Genomic DNA, 21,420 nt, shown 5'->3' with positions numbered 1-21,420 from the left:
TTTCGGCCTATTCAGGAGCCCCTCCAGGAGGTCCAGATGGCACTGCTCACAGTACGTCGCAGGGGCGGCGAGATGTTCCCCGCCCGCGAGATCGAAGACACCTACGACAGGCTCGGACAGCTCATGAACGCGGCTCTGGGCGAGGCTCTGGGCGCTCTTCCCGGCGATGGCGGCATGGGGGCTTGGGTGCCCATGGCGGACGTGTCGGAGACTGAAGACTCCTACGTCGTGGAGATCGATGTCCCCGGAGCGCGCAAGGACCAGATCGACGTTCAGTTGTCCGAGCGCGAGCTGATCGTCACCGGGCAGGTCGACGAGCAGGAGCGTCAGCGCCGGCACCGCAAGATGCGCAGGACCGGCCAGTTCGAGCTGCGCACGACGCTCCCGGGAGACGTCGACGCCGACCGCGTGGAGGCTCACCTGTCCGACGGTGTGCTGACCATCACCGTGCCCAAGGCGCAGGCCGCCAAGCCCAAGCACATCGAGGTTTCCGCCTGAGGCGGGGAGAGGAGGAGTCGTGCCCGTCGCGTCGTCAGGCCCCGCCACCACCAACCGGGAACCGATCGGGAGCTACCGCAGCTACGAGGAGGCGCAGAAAGTCGTCGACTACCTGGCCGACCATGGATTCCCCGTGCAGGGGACATTGATCGTCGGCGCCGGGCTGCGCTCGGTGGAGCGGGTCCTCGCGCGGATGACCCTTCTGCGCGCGGCCGCATGGGGCGCGGCCGCCGGAGCCTGGTTCGGGCTGCTCATCGGTCTGTTCCTGGCGATCTTCTCGGTCACGGCCGCGGCAGCGTTGCCTCTGGTGCTCTGGGGGCTGGTGTGGGGCGCGGTGGCGGGAGCGATCTTCGGGCTGGTCTCGCACGCCCTCCAGGGCGGCCGGCGGGACTTCGTCTCCGAGAGCACCCTCGTGGCCGACAAGTACGAGGTTCTCGTCGATTCGGAACACGCGGTCAGGGCCCATGAGCTGCTCCGGGCGATGAGTGGATAGCGGTACGAGGGAGCGAGTAATGGCGAAAGCAGTCGGCATCGATCTCGGCACCACGAACTCGGTGATCGCCGCCACGGTGGACGGCCATCCCACGGTGTTGCCCAACGCGGAGGGCTCGCGGACGACGCCGTCCGTGGTGGCCTTCACCGATCAGGGCGAACGGCTGGTAGGCCAGATGGCCCGCCGCCAGGCCATACTGAACCCGAAGGGAACGATCTATTCCTCGAAACGATTCATCGGCCGCCGCTTCGACGAGGTCAAGAGCGAGATCCACGCGGTCTCCTTCGACGTGGTCGAGGGACCCCAGGGAGCCGTGCGCTTCCAGGTCGGCGGCAAGCAGTACGCGCCGGAGGAGGTCTCCGGCCTCGTCCTGCGGAAGCTGGCCGCCGATGCGGCGAAATACCTCGGTGAGAAGGTGACCGAGGCGGTCATCACCGTTCCGGCGTACTTCAATGACGCCCAGCGCCAGGCGACCAAGGATGCGGGGCGGATCGCGGGGCTCGAGGTCCTGCGGATCATCAACGAGCCGACGGCGGCGGCGCTCGCGTACGGGCTGGACAAGAAGACGAACGAGACCGTGCTGGTGTTCGACCTGGGCGGCGGCACCTTCGACGTCAGCATCCTGGATATCGGCGAAGGCGTGGTCGAGGTCCGCGCGACCTCCGGCGATGGCCACCTCGGCGGCGACGACTTCGACCGCAGGATCGTCGACCACCTGGCCGACGAGTTCCAGCGGGACCAGGGCATCGACCTGCGCAACGACCCGCAGGCCCTGCAGCGACTCTTCGAGGCGGCCGAGAAGGCCAAGGTGGAGCTCTCGGAGGTCACCCAGACCACGATCAGCCTGCCGTTCATCACGGCGGACGCCTCGGGGCCGAAGCACCTCAACACCACGCTCATGCGCTCCACGTTCGAGCAGATCACCGCCGACCTGGTCGAGCGTTGCATCGCCCCCGTCAAGCAGGCGATGGAGGACGCGAAGCTCAGGCCCGCGGACGTCGACGAAGTGATCCTCGTCGGCGGGGCGACCCGGATGCCCGCCGTGCAGAATCTCGTGCGCCGGCTCACCGAGGGCAAGGAGCCCAATATGACGGTGAACCCGGACGAGGTCGTCGCGATCGGCGCGGCTGTCCAGGCGGGGATCATCAAGGGCGAGGTGCAGGATGTCGTCCTGCTCGACGTCACGCCTCTGTCGCTGGGCGTCGAGACGCTCGGCGGGCTCATGACCAAGGTGATCGAGCGCAACACGACCATTCCCGCGCGCCGTACCGAGGTCTTCAGCACGGCCGAGGACAACCAGAACGCCGTCGACATCGTCATCCTGCAGGGCGAGCGTGAGCGCGCCGCCGACAACCGGGTGCTCGGGCGCTTCCGGCTGGAGAACATCCGGCCCGCGCCGCGGGGGGTGCCGCAGATCGAGGTCACCTTCGACATCGACGCCAACGGCATACTCAACGTCTCGGCACGGGACAAGGACACCGGCGCCGAGCAGCGGATCACCATCAGCGAGAGCTCCAACCTGGACAAGTCGGAGATCGAGCGGATGGTCGCCGACGCCGAGCGGCACCGTGCGGAGGACGTCAGGCTCCGCGAGACCATCGACGCGCGCAACGAGCTGGACTCGGTCGCGTACCAGGTGGAGCGCCGGCTGGAGGAGCTGGGCGACGCGGTTCCCGTGCACGAGAAGGCGAGGGCCGGGCAGCTCGTGGAGGAGGCCCGGCAGGCGATCAAGGAAGAGGCGCCGATCGACCGGCTGCGCACACTCAGCGGCGAGCTGCAGCAGGTCTATCACAGCCTCGGAGCCGCCGCGGGCGGCGGGCCCAGCGTGCCGCCGCAGGACAGGACGGAAGGTGTCCCTGGCGGTGAGGAGGACGTGATCGACGCCGAGTTCACGACGTCGGAGCCCGAGTGACATGAACGATCACACACCCCGGGCCCAGGCCGGCGCGCAGGGTGAGGAAGCCATCTCGCCCGCGGAGACCGACGCGAAGCTCGCGGAGCTGGAGGATCGATGGCTGCGTGCCGTCGCCGACCTGGACAACCTGCGCAAGCGCATCGCCCGCGACGCCGAGCGGATCAGGGCGGAGGAACGGGCGAGGGTGGCGGCCGAGTGGCTGCCCATCCTGGACAACCTGGAGCTCGCGCTGAGCCACGCAGGCGACGGCGGCGCGGACGCGGTACTCGACGGGATACGGGCCGTGCGTGACCAGGCTGTCGCCCTCCTGGCCAAGCTCGGCTACCCCCGCCACGACGAGGTGGGCGTGCCCTTCGATCCCGCCCGCCACGAGGCGGTGGCCACCGTCGAGCGGGCCGATGCCGACCCGGGCACTGTGGTGGAGGTGCTCCGTCCCGGCTACGGCGATGCCGAGCGGCAGCTCAGGCCGGCGATCGTGGCCGTCGCGAAGAAGGTGGAGTGATGGCCCCACGGCGCGACTACTACGAGGTGCTCGGCGTGGACAGGAACGCCGACGCCGACGAGATCCAGCGGGCGTACCGCAAGCTCGTGCGCGCCTATCACCCTGATGTCAACAAGGATCCCGGCGCCGAGGACAAGTTCAAGGAGATCTCGGAGGCGTACTCCGTGCTCTCCGATCCCGAGACGCGCCGCCGCTACGACGCGTTCGGGCACGATTTCCGCCAGGTGCCGCCCGATGTGGACCCCGACGAGTGGGCCCGCGCCCGTGCGGGCGCCGGCGCGCGGGCCGGCGCGGGCGGCCAGTGGCGCCAGGCCCGGCCCGGGAACTTCGGCTTCGGCGAGGGAGTCGACCTGGAGGACCTGCTCGGCGGCATGTTCGGCGGCCGGGGCAGACGGCACTGGGGCCCCGTGCCCGGTGCCGACCAGGAGGCGGAGCTGACGCTTTCCGTTGAGGAGGCCTACCACGGCGGGCGGCGCACCATCACGCTACCCGGCGGGAGGCGACTGGAGGTCAACATCCCACCCGGTGTCACCAACGGTCAGCGGATCAGGCTGGCCGGCCAGGGCGGGCATGGAAGCGACGGAGCGCCGGCCGGCGACCTCCTCCTGATCACGCGAATCGCCCCCCATCCCCGCTACCGCGTGGAGGGCCGCGACATCCACGCCTCGCTGCCTCTCGCTCCGTGGGAGGCGGCGCTGGGCGCCACGGTCGCGGTGGACACCCCGGGCGGCGAGGCGAAGGTGAAGGTGCCGCCGGGCACGTCCTCGGGCCGCCGCCTGCGGTTGAAGGGCCGCGGTATGCCAAATCCGCGCGGAGCGCCCGGCGACTTCTTCGCCGAGGTCCGGATCATGGTGCCGGCCAGGCTCACGGACGAGGAGCGGCGCCTGTTCGAGCAGCTCGCCGCCGTCTCTCACTTCGACCCGAGGGGGCGTTCATGACGTACGCGATCGTCCGCCCGATCCGACTCGACCTGGACTCCTACGCGCGGGCCACGGGCCTGCACCCGCAGGCCGTGCGCCGGCTGGTGACGCTCGGCCTGCTGGAGCCGACCAGGAACGCCAGGGGGGAGTTGTGCTTCGCCCCCTCCCAGGTGGCAACCGCGGCCCGGATCCAGCGGCTGCACGAGGGACTGTCCATCAACTACGCCGCGATCGGCGTGGTGATCGATCTCCTCGACCGGGTCGAGGAGCTGGAGGCCGCCCTGCGCGGCCTCTCACGACGCTAGGGGGCTGGAGTGGACCCGAACAGGATGACGCAGAAGTCGCAGGAAGCCCTGCACGACGCCCAGACCAAGGCCCTGCGCTTCGGCCACACCGAGGTCGACGGCGAGCATCTCCTGATGGCCCTGCTCGACCAGCCAGAAGGTCTGGCACCCAGGCTGGTGGAGCAGGCCGGAGCCGATCCGCGGCGCCTGCACGCCGACCTGGAGGCCGAGTTGTCGCGGCGGCCCAAGGTCAGCGGGCCGGGCGCCGCGCCGGGCCAGGTGTTCGTCACCCAGCGCCTGTCGCGGCTGCTCGACGCCGCCGACCGGGAGGCGAGCCGGCTGAAGGACGAGTACATCTCTGTCGAGCACCTGCTGCTGGCCCTGATCGAGGAAGGACCCACGACCGTGTCCGGTCGGCTGCTGCACGAGCAGGGGCTGACCAGGGACCGGTTCCTGGAGGCGCTCACCTCCGTACGCGGTCACCAGCGCGTCACCTCGGCCATGCCCGAGGTCGCGTACGAGGCGCTGGAGAAGTACGGACGCGACCTGGTCGCCGATGCTCGGGCGGACAAGCTCGACCCGGTGATCGGCCGCGACACGGAGATCCGGCGGGTGATCCAGATCCTCTCCCGCAAGACCAAGAACAACCCGGTGCTGATCGGCGACCCCGGCGTCGGCAAGACGGCCGTCGTCGAAGGGCTCGCCCAGCGCATCGCCAACGGCGACGTCCCCGAGGGGCTGCACGACAAGACCGTCTTCAACCTGGACATGGGCGCGCTCGTGGCGGGCGCCAAGTACCGCGGGGAGTTCGAGGAACGCCTCAAGGCCGTGCTGAACGAGGTGAAGGCGGCGGAGGGCCGAATCCTGCTGTTCGTGGACGAGATGCACACGGTGGTGGGAGCCGGGGCGACCGAGGGAGCCATGGACGCGGGCAACATGCTCAAGCCGATGCTGGCCCGCGGCGAGCTGCACATGATCGGCGCGACCACGGTCGAGGAGTATCGCCTGCACATCGAGAAGGACGCCGCCCTGGAGCGCAGGTTCCAGCCGGTGCTGATCGACGAGCCCTCGGTCGAGGACACCATCTCGATCCTGCGCGGCCTGCGCGAGCGGCTGGAGGTCTTCCACGGCGTGAAGATCCAGGACAGCGCTCTCGTCGCCGCGGTGACGCTGAGCCACCGCTACATCTCCGACCGGTTCCTGCCCGACAAGGCGATCGACCTGGTCGACGAGGCGTGCGCGATGATCAGGACCGAGATCGACTCCATGCCGGCCGAGCTGGACGCCCTGACCAGGCGGGTGCGGCGGCTGGAGATCGAGGAGGCCGCCCTGGAGAAGGAGGAGGACCCGGCCAGCCGGGCCAGGCTCGCCGAGTTGCGCACGGAGCTGTCCGCCCTGCGTTCCGAGGCCGACGCGATGCGGGCGCAGTGGGAGGCCGAGCGCTCGGCCCTGCGCAAGGTCCAGAGCCTGCGGCAGGAGATCGAGCACGTACGGCGGGAGGCCGAGCAGGCCGAACGCGACTACGACCTCAACCGTGCCGCCGAGCTTCGCCACGGCAAGCTCCCCGAGCTGGAGCGCCGGCTGCGCGCCGAGGAGGAGCGGCTGAGCAGCCGGCAGCACGGGCAGCGGCTGCTGCGCGAGGTGGTGACCGAGAACGAGATCGCGGACATCGTCTCGCGCTGGACCGGCATTCCCGTGTCCCGGCTGCAGGAGGCCGAGCGGGACAAGCTGCTCAAGCTCGACCAGATCCTGCACGAGCGGGTCGTCGGGCAGGAGGAGGCGGTGCGACTGGTGGCCGACGCCATCATCCGCGCCCGCTCCGGCATCAAGGATCCCCGTCGCCCCATCGGGTCGTTCCTCTTCCTCGGGCCGACCGGGGTCGGCAAGACCGAGCTGGCCAGGTCACTCGCGGCGGCCCTGTTCGACACCGAGGACAACATGGTCCGCATCGACATGAGCGAGTACCAGGAACGCCACACGGTCAGCCGCCTCGTCGGCGCCCCTCCCGGCTACGTCGGCTACGAGGAGGGCGGGCAGCTCACGGAGGCGGTGCGGCGCAAGCCGTACTCGGTGGTGTTGTTCGACGAGATCGAGAAGGCCCACGCGGACGTCTTCAACACGCTGCTGCAGGTCCTCGACGACGGCCGGCTGACCGACGCGCAGGGCCGCACGGTCAACTTCCGCAACTCGGTGATCATCATGACCTCGAACATCGGCTCGCACCACCTGCTCGACGGGATCACCCCCGACGGCGAGATCAAGCCCGAGGCCCACGACGGGGTGATGGCGGAGCTGCGCCGGCACTTCCGCCCCGAGTTCCTCAACAGGATCGACGACGTCGTGCTGTTCAAGCCGCTGACCGAGGCGGAGATCGAGCGGATCGTCGAGCTGATGTTCAACGACATCAGGCAGCGCCTGGCCGAGCGGCGGCTCACGCTGGAGGTCACCGAGGACGCGCGCAAGCTCATCGCCAACCAGGGGTACGACCCCGTCTACGGCGCCAGGCCGCTGCGCCGCTTCATCGCCCGCGAGGTCGAGACCAGGATCGGCCGCGCCCTGCTGGCCGGCGACGTCCCCGACGGCTCGACCATCACGGTCGGCGCCGACAAGGGGGAACTCAACGTCACCTTCCACTCGCCGAGGAGCTGACATGAACACCGTCGTGACCTGCGTGAACTGCGGGAGGCAGAACAGGGTTCCGGCCGCAGCCGAGGGCCGGCCCCGCTGCGGGAACTGTCACCAGCCGCTGCCGTGGATCGCCGACGCCGGCGACGACACCTTCGCGGAGGTCGCGGAACGGGTGCACCTCCCCGTACTCGTCGACTTCTGGGCGCAGTGGTGCGCGCCGTGCCGGGCGGTCACGCCCGCGCTCGAACAGCTCGCCCACGAGATGGCCGGACGGGTGAAGCTCGTCAAGGTCGATGTGGACCGGGCCCCGGCCCTCTCGCAGCGCTTCACGATCACGGCCGTGCCGACGCTCATGATGCTCAACGAGGGCCGCGTCGTGGCTCAACGCGCCGGCGCGGCCCCGGCGCCCCAGCTGCGCGAATGGGTCGAGGACACGCTGAGTACGCCGTCATGACCCAGTCGCCGGACACCCTGGCCGAGACACCGGACCTGTACGGGGCCTATCCCCGGCTGGACGAGCGGCGCATCGCGGACCTGTCGCAGTGCGGCGAGCGCAGGCCCGTGTCGCCCGGCGAGGTCCTCTACCGGGAGGGCGAGCCGGTCGGCGAGTTCATCGTGATTCTGCGCGGCACGGTGGCCATGGTCGAGGGGTACGGCAGCGGGGAGGAACGCACGATCGCCGTCCACGGTCCCGGACGTTTCCTCGGCGAGCTGGGCCTGCTCACCGGCCAGGCCGGGTTCCTGACCGCGCTCGTGCGGGAGCCCGGCGAGATCCTGGCCGTCGGGGCCGGCCAGGTGCTTGCGCTGGTGGCCGGTGACCCGGCGTTCGGGGACCTCATCCTGCGGGCCTACCTGACCCGCCGTACTCTGCTGATCGGCATGGACGCCGGGTTCCGCATCATCGGCTCCCGCTACTCGCCCGACGCCCGCCGGCTGCGCGAGTTCGCCGCCCGCAACAGGCTCCCGCACCGGTGGATCGACCTGGAGGAGGACGAGGAGGCGGAGGCGCTGCTGCGCCGGCTCGGCATCTCCCCGCAGGACACGCCGATCGTGATCTGGCGCGGAGACCAGGTGCTGCGCAACCCGACCGCCGCCACGCTGGCCAAGACCATCGGCCTGCCCGCCCCGCGGCCCGGCGACGGCGTGTGCGACCTGATCGTCGTGGGCGCGGGCCCCGCCGGCCTGGCCGCGAGCGTGTACGGAGCCTCGGAGGGCCTGACCACGGTCGTGCTCGACGCGGTCGCCGCGGGCGGCCAGGCGAGCACCTCCTCCCGCATCGACAACTACCTCGGCTTCCCGTCGGGCATCTCGGGCGCCGAGCTCGCCGAACGCGCCGTCATCCAGGCGGCCAAGTTCGGAGCCCGACTGACCGTACCGGCCGAGGCGAGCGGGCTGGAGGCCGACGACGGCCACTACAGCGTGCTCATCGAGGGCGGGTCCGCCGTGCAGGGCCACGCCGTGCTCATCGCCACCGGCGCCCGCTACCGCAAACTCGACGTTCCCGACCTGGAGAAGTACGAAGGCTGCGGCGTCTACTACGCGGCGACGCCGTTCGAGCTGCGCATGTGCCGGCAGGCGCCGGTGGTCATCGTCGGCGGCGGCAACTCCGCGGGCCAGGCGGCACTATACCTAGCCAGGAACGCCGCGTCGGTGCGCATGCTCGTCCGCGGCGGCGACCTCAGCGAGAGCATGTCCCGCTACCTCACCGACGCGATCGGCCGGACGCCCAGCATCGAAATCATGTTCCATACCGAGGTGCGCGAACTCCTCGGCGACGGCTCTCTGCGGGTCGTCCGCGCCCAGAACAACCAGACGGGGCAGTTCATCGAGATCGAGACCAACGCGATGTTCGTGTTCATCGGCGCGGATCCGCACACCGGCTGGCTGGCGGGCGCCGTCGTGCTGGACGACCGGGGCTTCGTCATCACGGGGAAGGGCCGGGCGCCGAACTGGGAGGCCCTTCCTCTGGAGACCGGGCGGCCCGGCGTGTTCGCCGTGGGGGACGTCCGCAGCGGGTCGGTCAAACGGGTCGCATCCGCGGTCGGGGAGGGCGCCATGGCCGTACGCCTGATACACGAAAGGTTCACCAAGACAGGGAATCGACAGGAAAGACGGTGATCCGGATGCCAGTGATCGCGGTTTCCAGGTTCGAGCACTTCTTCCGCGCCGCCGCGGGACTAGATGTGGACAAATCCGATCTCAAGCGATACAGCGACTTCATCAACCGGAAGCTGTACGACATGCTCGTCGTCGCCGAGGCCGCCGCGAAGTCGAACCGGCGCGACATCATCCAGCCCTGGGATCTGCCCATCACCAAGGGACTGCAGGAGAGCATGCACGACTTCCGGGACCTGGACGAGGAACTGGACCTGGCATCGGTCCTGGCGGAGCTCGCGGCGCTGCCTCCGCTGGATCTGTCGCTCAGCGAAGAAGCCGAGGCGCGGCTACCGGCGGTGGCGGGTGGGCTCTCCGTGGCGCTGGCCAGGGCGATCAGAGCCATAGAGCCTGATCGCAAGAACCCGGCGAGCAAGGAGTGGACACGCACGATCCGTGTCTTCGACCTGCTGCTATGACGAGATTCGGCGCGTTGCTGGTGCCTCTGCTCGCCACGCGACCGGATGGTGGCTGCTCGGGCACCGGCAGGCCTGGGCCCCTGGCCACGATGGTCACCTGGCACCCGGCAACTGCCGTCGCCGGAGACCGGCCGGCTCTCCTCGACCTCGCACCCCATGATCGCCAACCCGTTCCGTGGCGGGGGCATCGGCACCCACCCACCGATCGCCGGCCGGATCGCACGGCTGGAGGCCATGGCCGGTTATCGCCGCTGATCTGGGCTCGGGGCCGACAGGTAGTTCCTCAGGTTGAGGGCAAGGTCAGCGACAGCGAGCGTGCGCTGGACCCGTACGTCGAGGGGGCGGAGATGGTCTGGCGGGTTTCGCCGGGCTGGCCGCGGTGCGAACGCCGGCCAAGGCGGGCGCGCTGGTCACGCTGATCGATTACAATCCGTACTCGACCTTTCAACCCCTGCTCTACCAGGTGGCTACGGCCGGGATGAGTACTTTCTCGTGCTGGCCACCGGTGTGACCACCAACGGATACAACGTGCCGGGCGCGCCGGAGAACGCACAGCCGCTTTATTCGCTCGACGACGCGGCAGCGTTGCGGCGGCGGCTCCAGCACAGTCTGGAGGACGCGGCGGCGGGTCGGCGCGAGAGCGTCCACGTCGTCAAGCGGCGCTTACCGGACGGACGCTGAGAGGGCCTCATGCCGGTCAGCGACATCGGCGCTCGATCCGCCGCTGTGTCGTCGAAGGGCCTGCTTAGGGCAAAATGCTGAGCGCCCGCTACCCAACGCGGGCAGCTTCACGGTAAGAGGTGGAAGACGACCGGAAGCCGCCAGGCGGGGCATCACGTCTGGGGGTGCGGTGATGGCATTGTCCGCCGCGAGGCGATGGCTGGACAGGTGGGGTGACCGAGTCCCCGGCTCAGGCCAATGGCGGCGGCGTGGGCTACGCCGCTGGGTGCGGCGTGAGAGGCAGTTGCTGATGCCTACGGTGACGGTCATCGTCGGGTGCCTGGTGGCTTGGTGGGTCTCCACCGAACTGATCGGCTCACCTCAGCCGGTGCTCGCTCCTACCGGCGTGCTGCTTTCGGTGACGGCGACCGCCTACAGCACCGTGGTTCATGCCATCCAGCAGACCGTCGCGGTGCTGGTCGGACTGGCGGCTGCTATCGGCTTCGTGCAGGTGTTCGGCACCAGCGCCGCCACCATGGCCGTCCTGGTCACGGTCGCGCTGGTGGTCAGCAGAACAGTCGGCATACCGTGGCAGAACACACAGGCGCCCATCACCGCCCTACTCGTGTTCGCCCTGGGCCGCGAGTACGGCATGGCGCGGCTGCTCGACATCGTCATCGGCGCGTTCGTCGGAGCCACGCTCACACTGATGATCCCGCCCCGTCACGTGGGCCGGGCCGCTAAGGAGCTGGCCGACCTGGCCGATGATCTCGCCGACCTTTGCTCCGACCTGGCGGAAGGCGTCAGGCAGCCCTGGACCGCGCACGAGGCGCAGAAATGGCTGGCCCGCGCCAGACGCATGTCCGTCAGGCTGCGTTCGGCCCACGAGAGCGCTGAACGAGCCACTGAGTCCCTGCGTTTCACCCTACGTCGGGCGCGAACCCGCCAGCGCCTACGCCGCATCATGCAGGCTGTCCTATGCCTGGAGCACGCCTGTCTTCAACTGCGCGGCGTCGCCCGTGCCCTCGCCGACCTGGCTGCCGGGGTTCGCGGCCTGCCAGGACAGCGCGAGACCGGCAGCTTTCCCCGGGTCTTCGCCGATCTGCTGGATGCGATCGGGAAGGCCTACGCCTGTTTCGAGCACCTGCTGGTCGCCCCTGGCAGCGGCGAGGATCTGATCCGCCTGCGCGCCGCCGTAGCGGAAGGCGAGCGCCTCGAACGCGCTGCCCGCAAGCAGATGGCAAAGATCGATCCGCATTCACCCCTCTGGACGTTGTACGGCGCGCTGCTCGACGACTGCGTCCAACTGCGACATGAGGTCGATCCCGACGACGGGCCACATCGCAAGGCCATCCCCCCACGCGCCCGTGACCAAGCGGCCCGGCTCTCGTCACGTCGGCGACACTGACCTTCCGCAGTCCAGCAGGTTCACCGGGGGTGTTGTCGGTCTGTACGCCGCGGCGCTTGACCTGAGCGATGGATCAAATGTGACAGGTGGTGGCGCTGATCCACGAACTGCCCGACCAGCACCAGATCGACGCCTGCGGCGTGCCGGCACGGCCGCGCTGACCACCATCGCCACGTGGTTGGTGCTCTCGCTGCTGGCGGCACTGATGGTGCAGATGGCGGCCGGCATGTTCGCGGTGCCGGGCAGCGTCCAGAAAGCCGGGCAACGGAACTTCCCCCTGGTTGGTGGACACGCTGATACTGGATCTTGCTTGATCCGGAGGAAGCGAGAAGACCGCCGATGGCCTTGAAGGACTACTCGGATGAGTTCAGGGCCGATGCCGTGGCCTTGTACGAGTCCACCCCCGGCGCGACCTACAAAGGCATCGCCGCCGACCTGGGCGTGAGCCGGGGTAGCCTGCGCGAGTGGGTGCTGCGAGCACGTGCCCGCCGTGGTGAGGAGCCGGCCGGGCCGACGACCAGCTCCGCTACCGGGCGCGCCCGACCGCCCACCGGGGCGAGTGACGAAGCCGCGCAGCGGATCGCTCAGCTGGAAGCCCGCGTGCGTGAGCTGGAGGTGATCGGCCTCAACCGGGCCGGCTACTACAAGTGGCGCGCCAGTGCTGGAAACCGGGCCGCCAGTCAGGCCGCCGACGCGGCGCTGGCCGAACAGATCCGCCTCGTACACGCCGACTTCGACGGCTGCCCGGTGCCAGAAACTGGCGCTGAGGGGCCTGACCTGGTCTTCTAGGCTCGTCTCTCGTGTTGTTCCGGCTTCTGCATCTGCTGGTGGTCAGGGTGTTCGGCTGGCTGGTGCTGCTCACTCGGGGCAGCGCTGCCAAAGAGGTGGGATCTTGGTGCTGCGGTATGAGGTCGCGGTGCTTCGCCGCCAGGTCGTCCAGCCCAGACTGGACTGGGCCGATCGAGCGCTGCTGGCCGCGCTGGCCAGGCTGTTACTTGCTCGCTGCCGACTGCATCGCATAGTGACGCCCGGCACGCTGCTCGCCTGGCACCGCAGGCTGGTCAAGAAGAAGTGGACCTACCCCACCAAGCAGGGGCGGCCCTCAGTTTCCGAAGACATCCGTGATCTGATCGTCCGGCTGGCGCGGGAGAATCCACGCTGGGGGCATCGGCGCATCAGGGGCGAGCTTCTTGGTCTTGGGTATCGGGTGGGGAGGAGACGGTCCGCAGAGTCCTGGCGGTGGCGGGGCTTGGGCCCGCGCCGCGTCGAGCTTCACCGACTTGGCGCCAGTTCCTCGCCACCCAGGCCTCCGGCATCCTGGTGTGCGACTTTCTCCACGTCGATACGGTGTTTCTCGAACGCTTGTGCGTGCTGTTTGTCATGGAGATCGAAACGCGGCGCGTGCATATCCTTGGTGTCACGGCTCATCCGACCGGTGTCTGGACGGCGCAGCAGGCGCGCAATCTGCTGATGGAACTGGGGGAGCGAGCGGCCGGGTTCCGATTCTTGATCCGGGACAGGGATGGCAAGGTCGGCGGAGGACTTGACGGGGTGCTCGCTGGGGCGGGCGTACGTGTCCTCAAGACGCCGCCGCGCTCGCCGCGGGCGAACGCGTCCGCCGAGCGGTTCGTCGGTACGCTCCGGCCGGTCGGTGAGGTTGTCCACCCGCTGCAACACCGTGACCAGCGCCAGCCGTCCCGGCGACCAGCCCGGTCTGCCCTCCTTGCCGAAGGCGCCCGCGAACGCCTCATCGGCGAACACCTCGCCTCATTCATCACGCACCCGCACAGGCAACGGCACCTGCCGCTTGCCCCGGTAGATCGCCCGGATCGCCGCAGCGACCTCGGGCGCCGGCTCCGGCCACGGCCGAGGCCGCAGCGGGGTCCCTTCCTAGTCCGCGCTGAGGTTAAGCGGCGTCGTGACGACCAGGGCCCATTTGCCGTTGAGCAGCGAGCCGTCGTCGTCGATCCAGGCGATCGTTGGTTTGCCCTCGCTGTTCGTGGTCATGGCCAGACCGTCGCCAGCGCCCCGCATCCTGGCCACCGCGGTGCTCACGCAGCGGCGGCCGGTGCAGGTGGCGAGCATGAGCCGCGTCCCGTCCCGGTTCTGGTACGCGACCAGCGGCTGTCCTGCCGGGTCCAAGACCAGCGCCGGAGTCGAGCGGTACGGGCCTCCGGCGTCCAGCGTGATCACGTCGGCCTGGGCGCAGTCAGGCGTGCGGCAGTCGAGCAGCTTGGTCGCGCGGTCGTTCATGTCCCGGTAGGCGATCACGGGGCGGCCGTCCGCCCGTACCGCCAGGGCCAGGCCGGTCTCGCGGCCCCGCCGGTCGTTGACGCCCGGCGGGTAGGGAGCGACGGGTCGGGTGACGCGCGGCTGCCTGCAGACGGCGTCCGCGCAGGAGATGACGTGGATCTGGCCGTTGGTCGTGTCGAACCGGGCGACGACAGGACGGCCGCCGGGCGCCATCGCAACGGCCAGGTTGTGCACATCGGGCAGGTACGCGCTCGCATCCAGGCGGGCAACCTGCCTCGGCTCCGGGCGCGAGCAGCTCACGTCGGCGCAGAAGATGACAGAGACGAGGTCCTTGGTCGGGCTGTCGTCACCTTTTACCCGCTCCTTGTCGGCGAAAGCGACGACCGGGCCGCCATTGTGCCGTACGGCCAGTGCCACCCCCGTGTATTGCGATGGGTAGTGCGCTCTCGCAATGTTCCAGCTGCCGGGGGTGGGTAGGCACTTGTTCGCCTCACATGTCAGCAGCCGGAGTGCCTGATGTGACCAGGTGGTCAGCAGAAGCCGCCCGTCAGGCAGGCGTGTGCTGACCGCGCCGGGAGCCGCGTCCGTGTTGGCGCTCGGCGGTTCCGCCCACGTGAAAGTCGTCTTCCGGCAAGAGATGTCCGAACAGGTCAGCAGGCTGGCGTAGTCCTCGAAGCCGTCGATGACCACGGTCAGGCCCGTGCCGCGGCCGGGGTGCACGTCCCGCAGGTCGAAGGGTCGTAACACGGGTGTGTTGCCGGAGGAGCCGGAGCGCTGCGTCGGCTGCCACGACTCCGTCACGTTCGTCTCGGTGACCTCCGGCCAGGCGAACGGGTTGACCAGCACGAGTCCGCTGAACAGCAGGCCGGGCAGCAGCGCCACCGCCAGGAGGATGGGCCGTACCTGGCGCGGCGGCGGGCCGTCGGGCAGGCCGTGCGCCAGGTCCGAGTCGTCCACCTCGGTGCGCCAGGCCATGCAATGGAGGAACTGCCGCGTGACCACGGCGGCCTGGAAAGGCGTTATGGCCAGCGCGAGCACGGTGCCGGCCAGGCCCCATCCGAGGGTCGCGAGCGGCCCGGGGAGCAGGCCCAGCCCTGACTCGAGAGCCCACGCCGCCGCGCCGGGAACGAGGACGACTCCGAAGGCCAGCGTCGACGCGGTCGGCAGGAAGCTCAGCTCGGTCAGGCGATAGGCACGGCGGATCGAGCCCAGCCCCGAGCAGCCGTGCAACAGGATGGCAGGCACGGCCAGGAGCCCCGGCATCGCCGCGTACGCGGCTGCCGCCAGCACCACGGTGGCCAGCCAATGCTGATCGGTCGCCATGAGTACGACGATCCCTGCGGCGCAGGCCAGCGCGGCTACCAGGAGCAGGACGAGCAGGGCCGGCAGCCGTCGTACCGTTGCTCGCAGCGCCTCGACGGGCGACACGTGCCGGTCGACCAGGTGCCCCGCAGCGATCATGACTGTTGCGGGGAACACCAGGATCTCCCCGGCCAGCGCGAGCGCCGACAGCACGAGCGTCCAGGTCAGCAGCGGGGCATCGGACGTTCCGATCAGCTCGAACCGCCCATTGACCACCGCAGCCGAGCCGCCGGTCGCCACTGTCAGCGCCGGCAGGGACAGGGTGGCGAGCGGCACGTGCACCAGCACCCCGGGCAGCGCGAGCCGCACCAGATGCCGCCCGGCGTCCAGATGGCTCCGGAACGCCACGCCGCCCTTGCGCAGCCGTTCGACGTGCTCCATCACGGGTCACCGGCTCCTTGCGTCATCGAAGGGTGAGCGGCGTGGTCACGACCAGGTCCCAGTCGTCCCCACCCCCGAAGTCCATCCAGGCGAGCACCGGTCGGCCGCGGCCGTCCAACGTCATGGCCAGGCCGCGGCCACCACCGCGCGGGATCGTCGTCACCGGAGTCCGCGTGCAGCGCGTCCCCGTACAGGTGGCGATGACGATCCGTTCGCGGTCGAGATCCTGGAAGGCCACCATGGCCCGCCCCGCCCGATCCAGCACCAGCGCCGGCCCCGCGTCACGGTCACCAGGTGCGGTCAGCGTGGCCGTGTCGGCCTGCGAGCACGCGCGGGTGCGGCAGTCGAGCAGCTTGATCGTGCCGTCGGCCATGTCCTGGTAGGCGATCAGCGGACGACCGTCAGCCCGGATGGCCATGGCGGCGTGGGGCCGGCCGCGGCGGTCGAACAAGTAGCCGGACGAATCATCCCCGACGGGCTGCTCCACGCGCGCCCGGGCGCAGGCGGGGTCGTCGCAGGAGACCACATGGATGGCACCGCTGTCCTGATCCAGGCGGAGCATGACGGGGCGATCGTCCGGGTCCACGCCGGCGATGAGATCGCGTCCGCCGCCCGTGTACGTGTTCACGGGGACCTTGGCGACCTCCTTCGTGCGTGGGCGGGCACACCCCGGATCGTCGCAGACGATGAGCGAGAGCACCTCCTTGTCGGCGTCGCTCTCTTCCGAGAGCCCGTGGAGTTGGGCGACCACCAGGCCGCCGCCCGGCCGCGCCGCCAGGGCGACCACCCTGTTCCGGCTGCCCCACGTTACCTCCGCGAGGATCTTGCCGCCGGGGGCCGGCACGCAGGCCATCGCGTCGCAGAGCAGCAGCCCGAGCCGAGCGCGCCAGTTCTCGTCGTACACCCATCGGTAGTGCTCCTCCACTGCCCAGGTCGTCACGACGAGGCGGCCGTCCGCGAGCAGAGCGCTGACCGCTGTTCGCTCGGCATCGACGGCGGCCGGCTCGGCCCAGGTGAGCCGAGGGCTGGCACAATTGCTGTCCGCGCACGTCAGCAGCTTCGCCTCGCGGGTGTCGTCCATGAGCATGACCATGCGCTCACCCTGCCCGGCGTACAGGGCCTGCAGTTCCGACCAATCGAGCCTCGGTTGCGGGCGTCCGTCTACCTCGGACGCCTCGTCGCCTGCGTTGCGGGGCAGGTTCTTCGTGACGGCCGTCTCGGAGACCTCCAGCCAGCCGAGCGGGTTGACCAGCACCGCGCCGCCGTACAGCAGGCCCGGCAGGAGGAGCGCCACGAGCACCGGCACGGGCCTGGCCGGGCGTGACGTGCTCCCGGGCAGGCCATCCGCGATCTCCTTGAACTCGGTGGTCATCCCCGCGATGGCCAGGCGGTGCAGGAACAGGCGCGCGATCACGGTCGCCTGGAACGGTACGGCCACCAGTGCCAGAACGCAGCCCACCCCGATCCGCACGATGGGTATTCCGGACGTGGCCACGTTCAGCGCCTGCTGAGCCAGCGCGGGAAAGATCACGAAGCCGAAGGCCAGCGTGAGCGCGGTCGCCCAGGGGGCGTCGGACGTCAGCCGGTAGGCAAGAGCGAGCGCACCCTTGGCGGACCGCCTCTTCAGAACCACGCCCGGCACGGCCAGCAGGCACGGCAGTGAGAACAGGACCAGGAATGCCATCACAGCGAACGCCGTGACCTGCGCCCCGGTCCACATGAGGAGGCCGAAACCAGCCGCCGCATCCGCCCCGATCACGACTGCGCCGACCAGGACCAATGCCAGCATCGCGGGCCAGCGCCGGGCCGCGGCCCACATCGCGCCGGAGACGGAGACGTTCTTGCCGGCCAGCCGTCCGGCGGCGAGTACCACCGTCGCGGGCAGCACCACCATCTGTCCGGTCACCGTGGCGACCAGCACCACCCCCGACCACGCCAGCACCGGCACGCCGGGTGAGCCGATGAGCTCGAAGCCGCCGTTGACCACCGCCGCCGACCCGTCCACGATCACGACCAGCGCTGACACGGCAATCAAGCCGAGCGGCAGGAACACCAGCAGGCCGGGCATCACCAGCCCGATCAGGTGCCGTGCCGCGAAGGCGTAGGCCAGCCAGACCACACCGTCGCGTCGCATCTCGGCCCAGGCGTCCGTGCGGCGGTCGTCTCGGACGGCGGGCCCCTCAGCGCTCAGCCGGCTCACAGTCTCTCCCGTCCTCGCAGGTGAAACCAGTCTTGGGCGGGCTCCGTGAGAAGTTGCGTCGCCCCCACGCCCGCCACCAGAAGACCCAGAGTGGACAACCCGAGAATCGCTGCCGTCTGCACGACCAGCACGATGATGACGGTGCCGGTGAGCTCGCCGGACCCCCACCGCACGTACTGGATCAGCGTCATCAGCGGCACGAGCAGGATCAGCGCCTGCACCCAGAGGCAGGCCCGCGCCAGCCTGACCGGTCTCGGCGCGGCGAACAGTTGATCAGGCCCGGACATGGAGGCCTCCAGCGGGACAGGGGGTGTGGCCAGGAGCCTAGATCCCGCGCTGTGCCGTGAAGGATGCCGAAGACCTCATCGGCATCGGATCGAACCCGTGACTGGACGCGCTCCGTACTCCACCGGCACGCATGTTCGCTGACCGAAACGTGAGCAGACCCGGGACTGGAGCGGCCCGAGCAACTGCGCGGCCTACTTCAACAACATCATGTTGTGAAGACGGGGGCGGAAGGCTGCGACGCCTGCCTCGTAGCGGACGGGACTACGTCGGGCCGACCTCGTCCTCAGGTGTTTTGTGCTGCGCTTGGTGTTGACTGGCGCTGCGCTGGGCGCAAGTCGTACGTGGCCCGGGAACACGGGGTTGGCGAACAGGTTGAGGCCGGCGACGTGGAACGTCGGCAGCAGGGTGAGGCAACGTGAGGTCGCGGTCACCTCGTGCGCGACCAGGATGCCCAGCGGGCTGCACAACGCCCCCCGATGGGTGATCTGCACCCCTTCGGCACCCCCGTGGTGCCCGAGGTGTAGATGATCGTCCACACTTCGTCCTCGGTGACAGGCAAGGTGCGCGGTCCAGTGCCCTGAGGGACCGGTCGGTGATGGAACGCGCACCGGGCCCACCGCGGGGTCCACGCGACGGGCCCGGAATGGACGCGGCTGGTGCCCAGCCGAGCCGGCCCTACTGGAAGTCGCATCCAGGGTTGGGGGCGTCGGTGGAGAGGGGCGTGCCGTGGGGCATGATGTAGGCGACATCGAGAACGACGGGCTTCTTGCCGAGGTTGCGACCGATGTGCACGTATTTCGCGCCGCCCGGCTCCGTGATGGTGCTGCCCTTCTTGTAGCCACCATCCGACTTGCACGAGGCGTCGAAGTGGCTGAGCGTGCCGTTCTGGACGACGCCGAAGATGGTGTACTGGTGGTAGTGCCAGCCAGTGGTCTGCCCCGGGGGCAGAGTGATCCGCCGGATGATGTAGTCCATGCCGTTCACAGTCCTCTGCGAGATCACCACGGCGGTGACTCCCGAGCCGCCCGGGGTCGCGGAGGCGGGGCTGGCGATGAGAGATGCACCGGCGATCACGCCTGCGGTCAACCCCCAATGAAGCAACTTACGCACGTGTCTCACCTTTCCTTGATTTTTTGGCAGCACTGTTCTGCCGTGATGTCCTTGTTCGGCTGGAAGCTGGTGGTGGCCGCACCCGCCCGGCGCCTTCCGCGCTGATGGCGGCGATCTGGGCTGCCGCGAGCGACGCGCGATGGACCCGTCTCCATCTCCAGCGAAACTCAGCGCTGTGGATCGCAACTCTGGGATCACCGGGGACAAGACGCCCGTCCCGAGCTCGTCCGTCACCCCGCCCAACCCCCGTTGAAGAACAGGGCGGCATGGAGCAGCATCAAGGGCCCGAGGAGCAGCGTGTAGAGCGCCATCACCCATGGCCTCCTGGTGGTGACCTTGGCGACCAGGACCCACAGCGGGAAGCAGAGCAGCAGCGAGCGCGGGATCGACAGGTAGTACGCCGACGTCAGCAGCGCGGCGCCCTGCGCCCCCACGTAGAGGACCTCGCTCCACCTGCGCAGCACAAGCAGCCAGACCAGCGCGCAGACGGTCACCATTGCCCCGACGATCTCCATGCGGAACCCCACCGCGAAGTCGCCGGAGCCCATGGCCGAGCGCCAAGACGTCTCCCATGCCTCCCACGGCCAGGCGAACGTGCGGCCCCAACCGGCTTCCTGCGCGTGCTGCCAGGCCAGCCAGTCGCCCGACCTGCTGTAGTGGTAGGCGGAGTAGGCGACCAGTGGGGCCGGTGGCAGCAGAAGCCAGCCGGCGCGACGCGGCGACTGCCTCCGGAGACTGAACTCCACGATGAGCGCGACCGCCAGGAACAGCCCCGTGATGCGTACGCAGGAGCCCCCCGCGGCCAGTATGGCGGCCCGTGGCCAGTGCCCTTGCCGAGCGGCCAGCCAGGCGGGGATCGCGAAAGCGAGGAAGAGCGACTCGCTGTAGCCTGCCGTCAGAAATACCGCCGTCGGGAAGAGCAGCAGCGCCAGCACGGCCATCCAGCCGTTGGCGCCCTCCATCTCGGCCAGCCGGGCCAGCGTCACCATCGCCACCGCCCCGGAGATCAGCGAGATCAGCAGCCCGGCCGCCGTCCAGTCGGGAACGACGAGGTGGACCAGCCGCATCAGGAGCGGCAACCCGGGAAAGAAGGCGGGCAGCCCAGGATCGTGGGGCTTGCCGGGATCGCCGTCGTAGCCGTGCTCGGCGATGGTGGTGAACAACACGACGTCCCACTGGCGCCACTTGTCCACATACTCGCCGAGCGCCACGCCGAGCAGCGTGGAGACCAGGATGCCCGCCCGCGAGCCGAACCAGAGCAGCAGCGCGTCCCAGCGGGCAGAGCGAGTGATCGTCGACGTACGGAAGCCGGCGGGAGCCGGGTCAGGGGTGCCCCGGGGGAGGTCTGCCCCGCTGCCGGTAGGTGCTTCCGTGGGCGGGATAACCGAGACTTCGCCTGGGCCGGTCCTCATGCCTTCCCTTGGGGGATGGCAGGTTCGGTGGCGCGGACCGGTCGCGCCTGATCGGGTGCCGCGGCCTCGGCACGGCGCTGCCCGACGCGCTTGTGGGTGACTTCCTCGCTTGGACTGAGCCGTAATTGGGCATCGATGCGCGGTGAGCCGTACCTGCCGCGGGAGTCGGCATATATCTGACGGATCAGTTGCGTGGATTCTTTGTTGTGGAGCTCGCGCGGAGCCTGGGCCCGCATGAGCCAGTCGTGATATCCAGATGTCGGCACGTGGAGCACTCGGCAGGGTCGCGCGACCGGGATGTTGTCGTCGGCGAGCTCCGCGATCTTCATCTTGGTCTCGCTGGTCAACCGGCTGCCCTCGCCGGCGAGCCGAAGGAGCGGTTCGTCGCCTCGGCGCGACCGTTCGATGGCGCGCCGGAGGGTAAGGGAGAGCATGAAAGACGTTCTTTCCTGTTGATCGGAAGCGACTTCACGTCACGTATCCGGAGAACGCGGAGGAGCCCGCGATCGCTGAACTCACTGAAAAAGGTGAAA

General features: G+C 69.5%; 22 protein-coding genes. 14 read left to right on the top strand and 8 right to left on the bottom strand.

The window, feature by feature from the left end; genetic code table 11:
* Positions 1-36: 36 nt before the first annotated feature.
* The 12 genes from ABZX61_RS54630 to ABZX61_RS54575 all read left to right on the top strand — a co-directional run bounded on the left by ABZX61_RS54630 (position 37) and on the right by ABZX61_RS54575 (position 11,881).
* Entirely contained in the window at positions 37-498 is a 462-nt protein-coding gene (locus ABZX61_RS54630) for an Hsp20/alpha crystallin family protein (RefSeq protein WP_355208259.1), read from the top strand.
* A 19-nt stretch (positions 499-517) separates the two neighbouring features.
* Positions 518-991: a general stress protein gene (locus ABZX61_RS54625; protein WP_355208256.1), complete on the top strand. Its 474-nt coding sequence runs from the start codon at positions 518-520 to the stop codon at positions 989-991.
* Between the two features lie 19 nt (positions 992-1,010).
* Positions 1,011-2,903, top strand: a complete 1,893-nt coding sequence (gene dnaK, locus ABZX61_RS54620; protein ID WP_355208253.1) for a molecular chaperone DnaK — start codon at positions 1,011-1,013, stop codon at positions 2,901-2,903.
* A gap of 1 nt (position 2,904) precedes the next feature.
* Positions 2,905-3,408, top strand: coding sequence for a nucleotide exchange factor GrpE (locus ABZX61_RS54615; RefSeq protein ID WP_355208251.1), 504 nt, complete (start codon positions 2,905-2,907; stop codon positions 3,406-3,408).
* A complete protein-coding gene (locus tag ABZX61_RS54610) occupies positions 3,408-4,346 on the top strand; it encodes a DnaJ C-terminal domain-containing protein (RefSeq protein WP_355208248.1) in 939 nt (312 codons plus the stop codon). Before ABZX61_RS54615 ends, ABZX61_RS54610 begins: the two co-directional genes overlap by 1 nt.
* On the top strand, positions 4,343-4,633 hold the full coding sequence (locus tag ABZX61_RS54605) for a chaperone modulator CbpM (RefSeq protein ID WP_355208246.1): 291 nt from the start codon (positions 4,343-4,345) through the stop codon (positions 4,631-4,633). The genes ABZX61_RS54610 and ABZX61_RS54605 overlap by 4 nt, the downstream gene beginning before the upstream one ends.
* Before the next feature lie 9 nt (positions 4,634-4,642).
* Positions 4,643-7,261 carry an ATP-dependent chaperone ClpB gene (gene clpB, locus ABZX61_RS54600; protein WP_355208243.1) on the top strand — a complete coding sequence of 873 codons (2,619 nt, stop codon included), beginning with the start codon at positions 4,643-4,645 and terminating at the stop codon, positions 7,259-7,261.
* Position 7,262: 1 nt separating this feature from the next.
* Positions 7,263-7,694 carry a thioredoxin gene (gene trxA / locus ABZX61_RS54595; protein WP_355208241.1) on the top strand — a complete coding sequence of 144 codons (432 nt, stop codon included), beginning with the start codon at positions 7,263-7,265 and terminating at the stop codon, positions 7,692-7,694.
* Positions 7,691-9,358 carry an FAD-dependent oxidoreductase gene (locus ABZX61_RS54590; RefSeq protein ID WP_355208238.1) on the top strand — a complete coding sequence of 556 codons (1,668 nt, stop codon included), beginning with the start codon at positions 7,691-7,693 and terminating at the stop codon, positions 9,356-9,358. Before trxA ends, ABZX61_RS54590 begins: the two co-directional genes overlap by 4 nt.
* A 5-nt stretch (positions 9,359-9,363) precedes the next feature.
* The gene (locus ABZX61_RS54585; protein WP_355208236.1) at positions 9,364-9,813 is read left to right on the top strand and encodes a DUF1931 family protein; all 450 of its coding nucleotides are present in this window, start codon (positions 9,364-9,366) and stop codon (positions 9,811-9,813) included.
* Between the two features lie 492 nt (positions 9,814-10,305).
* Entirely contained in the window at positions 10,306-10,494 is a 189-nt protein-coding gene (locus ABZX61_RS54580) for a hypothetical protein (protein WP_355208235.1), read from the top strand.
* Positions 10,495-10,792: 298 nt separating this feature from the next.
* The gene (locus tag ABZX61_RS54575) at positions 10,793-11,881 is read left to right on the top strand and encodes a hypothetical protein (RefSeq protein WP_355208233.1); all 1,089 of its coding nucleotides are present in this window, start codon (positions 10,793-10,795) and stop codon (positions 11,879-11,881) included.
* A 73-nt stretch (positions 11,882-11,954) separates the two neighbouring features.
* Here ABZX61_RS54575 and ABZX61_RS54570 read toward each other — a convergent pair whose 3' ends face one another.
* A complete protein-coding gene (locus ABZX61_RS54570; RefSeq protein ID WP_355208230.1) occupies positions 11,955-12,173 on the bottom strand; it encodes a hypothetical protein in 219 nt (72 codons plus the stop codon).
* A 47-nt stretch (positions 12,174-12,220) separates the two neighbouring features.
* Here ABZX61_RS54570 and ABZX61_RS54565 point away from each other — a divergent pair, with 47 nt between their 5' ends.
* Positions 12,221-12,670 (top strand): transposase, encoded by a 450-nt coding sequence (locus ABZX61_RS54565; RefSeq protein WP_355208227.1) that lies wholly within the window; start codon positions 12,221-12,223, stop codon positions 12,668-12,670.
* Between the two features lie 483 nt (positions 12,671-13,153).
* Here the strand turns inward: ABZX61_RS54565 and ABZX61_RS54560 are convergent, their stop codons facing one another.
* The 5 genes from ABZX61_RS54560 to ABZX61_RS54540 form a co-directional block, all read right to left on the bottom strand.
* Positions 13,154-13,642 carry a hypothetical protein gene (locus ABZX61_RS54560; protein WP_355208471.1) on the bottom strand — a complete coding sequence of 163 codons (489 nt, stop codon included), beginning with the start codon at positions 13,640-13,642 and terminating at the stop codon, positions 13,154-13,156.
* 129 nt (positions 13,643-13,771) lie between these two features.
* Entirely contained in the window at positions 13,772-15,880 is a 2,109-nt protein-coding gene (locus tag ABZX61_RS54555) for a hypothetical protein (RefSeq protein WP_355208224.1), read from the bottom strand.
* Between the two features lie 19 nt (positions 15,881-15,899).
* Positions 15,900-18,077, bottom strand: a complete 2,178-nt coding sequence (locus tag ABZX61_RS54550; protein WP_355208222.1) for a hypothetical protein — start codon at positions 18,075-18,077, stop codon at positions 15,900-15,902.
* On the bottom strand, positions 18,074-18,364 hold the full coding sequence (locus ABZX61_RS54545; protein ID WP_355208220.1) for a hypothetical protein: 291 nt from the start codon (positions 18,362-18,364) through the stop codon (positions 18,074-18,076). The genes ABZX61_RS54550 and ABZX61_RS54545 overlap by 4 nt, the downstream gene beginning before the upstream one ends.
* Before the next feature lie 676 nt (positions 18,365-19,040).
* Entirely contained in the window at positions 19,041-19,340 is a 300-nt protein-coding gene (locus tag ABZX61_RS54540; protein WP_355208217.1) for a hypothetical protein, read from the bottom strand.
* Here ABZX61_RS54540 and ABZX61_RS54535 point away from each other — a divergent pair.
* Positions 19,339-19,461, top strand: coding sequence for a hypothetical protein (locus ABZX61_RS54535; RefSeq protein WP_355208214.1), 123 nt, complete (start codon positions 19,339-19,341; stop codon positions 19,459-19,461). The genes ABZX61_RS54540 and ABZX61_RS54535 overlap by 2 nt on opposite strands.
* A 244-nt stretch (positions 19,462-19,705) precedes the next feature.
* Here ABZX61_RS54535 and ABZX61_RS54530 read toward each other — a convergent pair whose 3' ends face one another.
* Positions 19,706-20,887, bottom strand: coding sequence for a mannosyltransferase family protein (locus ABZX61_RS54530; protein ID WP_355208211.1), 1,182 nt, complete (start codon positions 20,885-20,887; stop codon positions 19,706-19,708).
* On the bottom strand, positions 20,884-21,321 hold the full coding sequence (locus tag ABZX61_RS54525; RefSeq protein ID WP_355208208.1) for an IS3 family transposase: 438 nt from the start codon (positions 21,319-21,321) through the stop codon (positions 20,884-20,886). Before ABZX61_RS54525 ends, ABZX61_RS54530 begins: the two co-directional genes overlap by 4 nt.
* Positions 21,322-21,420: the final 99 nt, after the last annotated feature.

The organism is Nonomuraea sp. NPDC003709 (assembly GCF_040610775.1).
GTDB classification, from domain to species: domain Bacteria; phylum Actinomycetota; class Actinomycetes; order Streptosporangiales; family Streptosporangiaceae; genus Nonomuraea; species Nonomuraea angiospora_A.
The sequence above is the reverse complement of the archived record's forward strand: the minus strand, read 5'-3'. Positions and strand labels throughout refer to the sequence as shown.

Bases quoted from the DNA above. Each gene is read 5' to 3' on its own strand.
- ABZX61_RS54630 (WP_355208259.1), top strand. From the start codon at position 37: ATGGCACTGCTCACAGTACGTCGCAGGGGCGGCGAGATGTTCCCCGCC.
- dnaK (WP_355208253.1), top strand. From the start codon at position 1,011: ATGGCGAAAGCAGTCGGCATCGATCTCGGCACCACGAACTCGGTGATC.
- ABZX61_RS54615 (WP_355208251.1), top strand. From the start codon at position 2,905: ATGAACGATCACACACCCCGGGCCCAGGCCGGCGCGCAGGGTGAGGAA.
- ABZX61_RS54610 (WP_355208248.1), top strand. From the start codon at position 3,408: ATGGCCCCACGGCGCGACTACTACGAGGTGCTCGGCGTGGACAGGAAC.
- ABZX61_RS54605 (WP_355208246.1), top strand. From the start codon at position 4,343: ATGACGTACGCGATCGTCCGCCCGATCCGACTCGACCTGGACTCCTAC.
- trxA (WP_355208241.1), top strand. From the start codon at position 7,263: ATGAACACCGTCGTGACCTGCGTGAACTGCGGGAGGCAGAACAGGGTT.
- ABZX61_RS54590 (WP_355208238.1), top strand. From the start codon at position 7,691: ATGACCCAGTCGCCGGACACCCTGGCCGAGACACCGGACCTGTACGGG.
- ABZX61_RS54585 (WP_355208236.1), top strand. From the start codon at position 9,364: ATGCCAGTGATCGCGGTTTCCAGGTTCGAGCACTTCTTCCGCGCCGCC.
- ABZX61_RS54565 (WP_355208227.1), top strand. From the start codon at position 12,221: ATGGCCTTGAAGGACTACTCGGATGAGTTCAGGGCCGATGCCGTGGCC.
- ABZX61_RS54545 (WP_355208220.1), bottom strand. From the start codon at position 18,364: ATGTCCGGGCCTGATCAACTGTTCGCCGCGCCGAGACCGGTCAGGCTG.
- ABZX61_RS54535 (WP_355208214.1), top strand. From the start codon at position 19,339: ATGCCGTTCACAGTCCTCTGCGAGATCACCACGGCGGTGACTCCCGAG.
- ABZX61_RS54540 (WP_355208217.1), bottom strand. From the start codon at position 19,340: ATGGACTACATCATCCGGCGGATCACTCTGCCCCCGGGGCAGACCACT.
- ABZX61_RS54530 (WP_355208211.1), bottom strand. From the start codon at position 20,887: ATGAGGACCGGCCCAGGCGAAGTCTCGGTTATCCCGCCCACGGAAGCA.
- ABZX61_RS54525 (WP_355208208.1), bottom strand. From the start codon at position 21,321: ATGCTCTCCCTTACCCTCCGGCGCGCCATCGAACGGTCGCGCCGAGGC.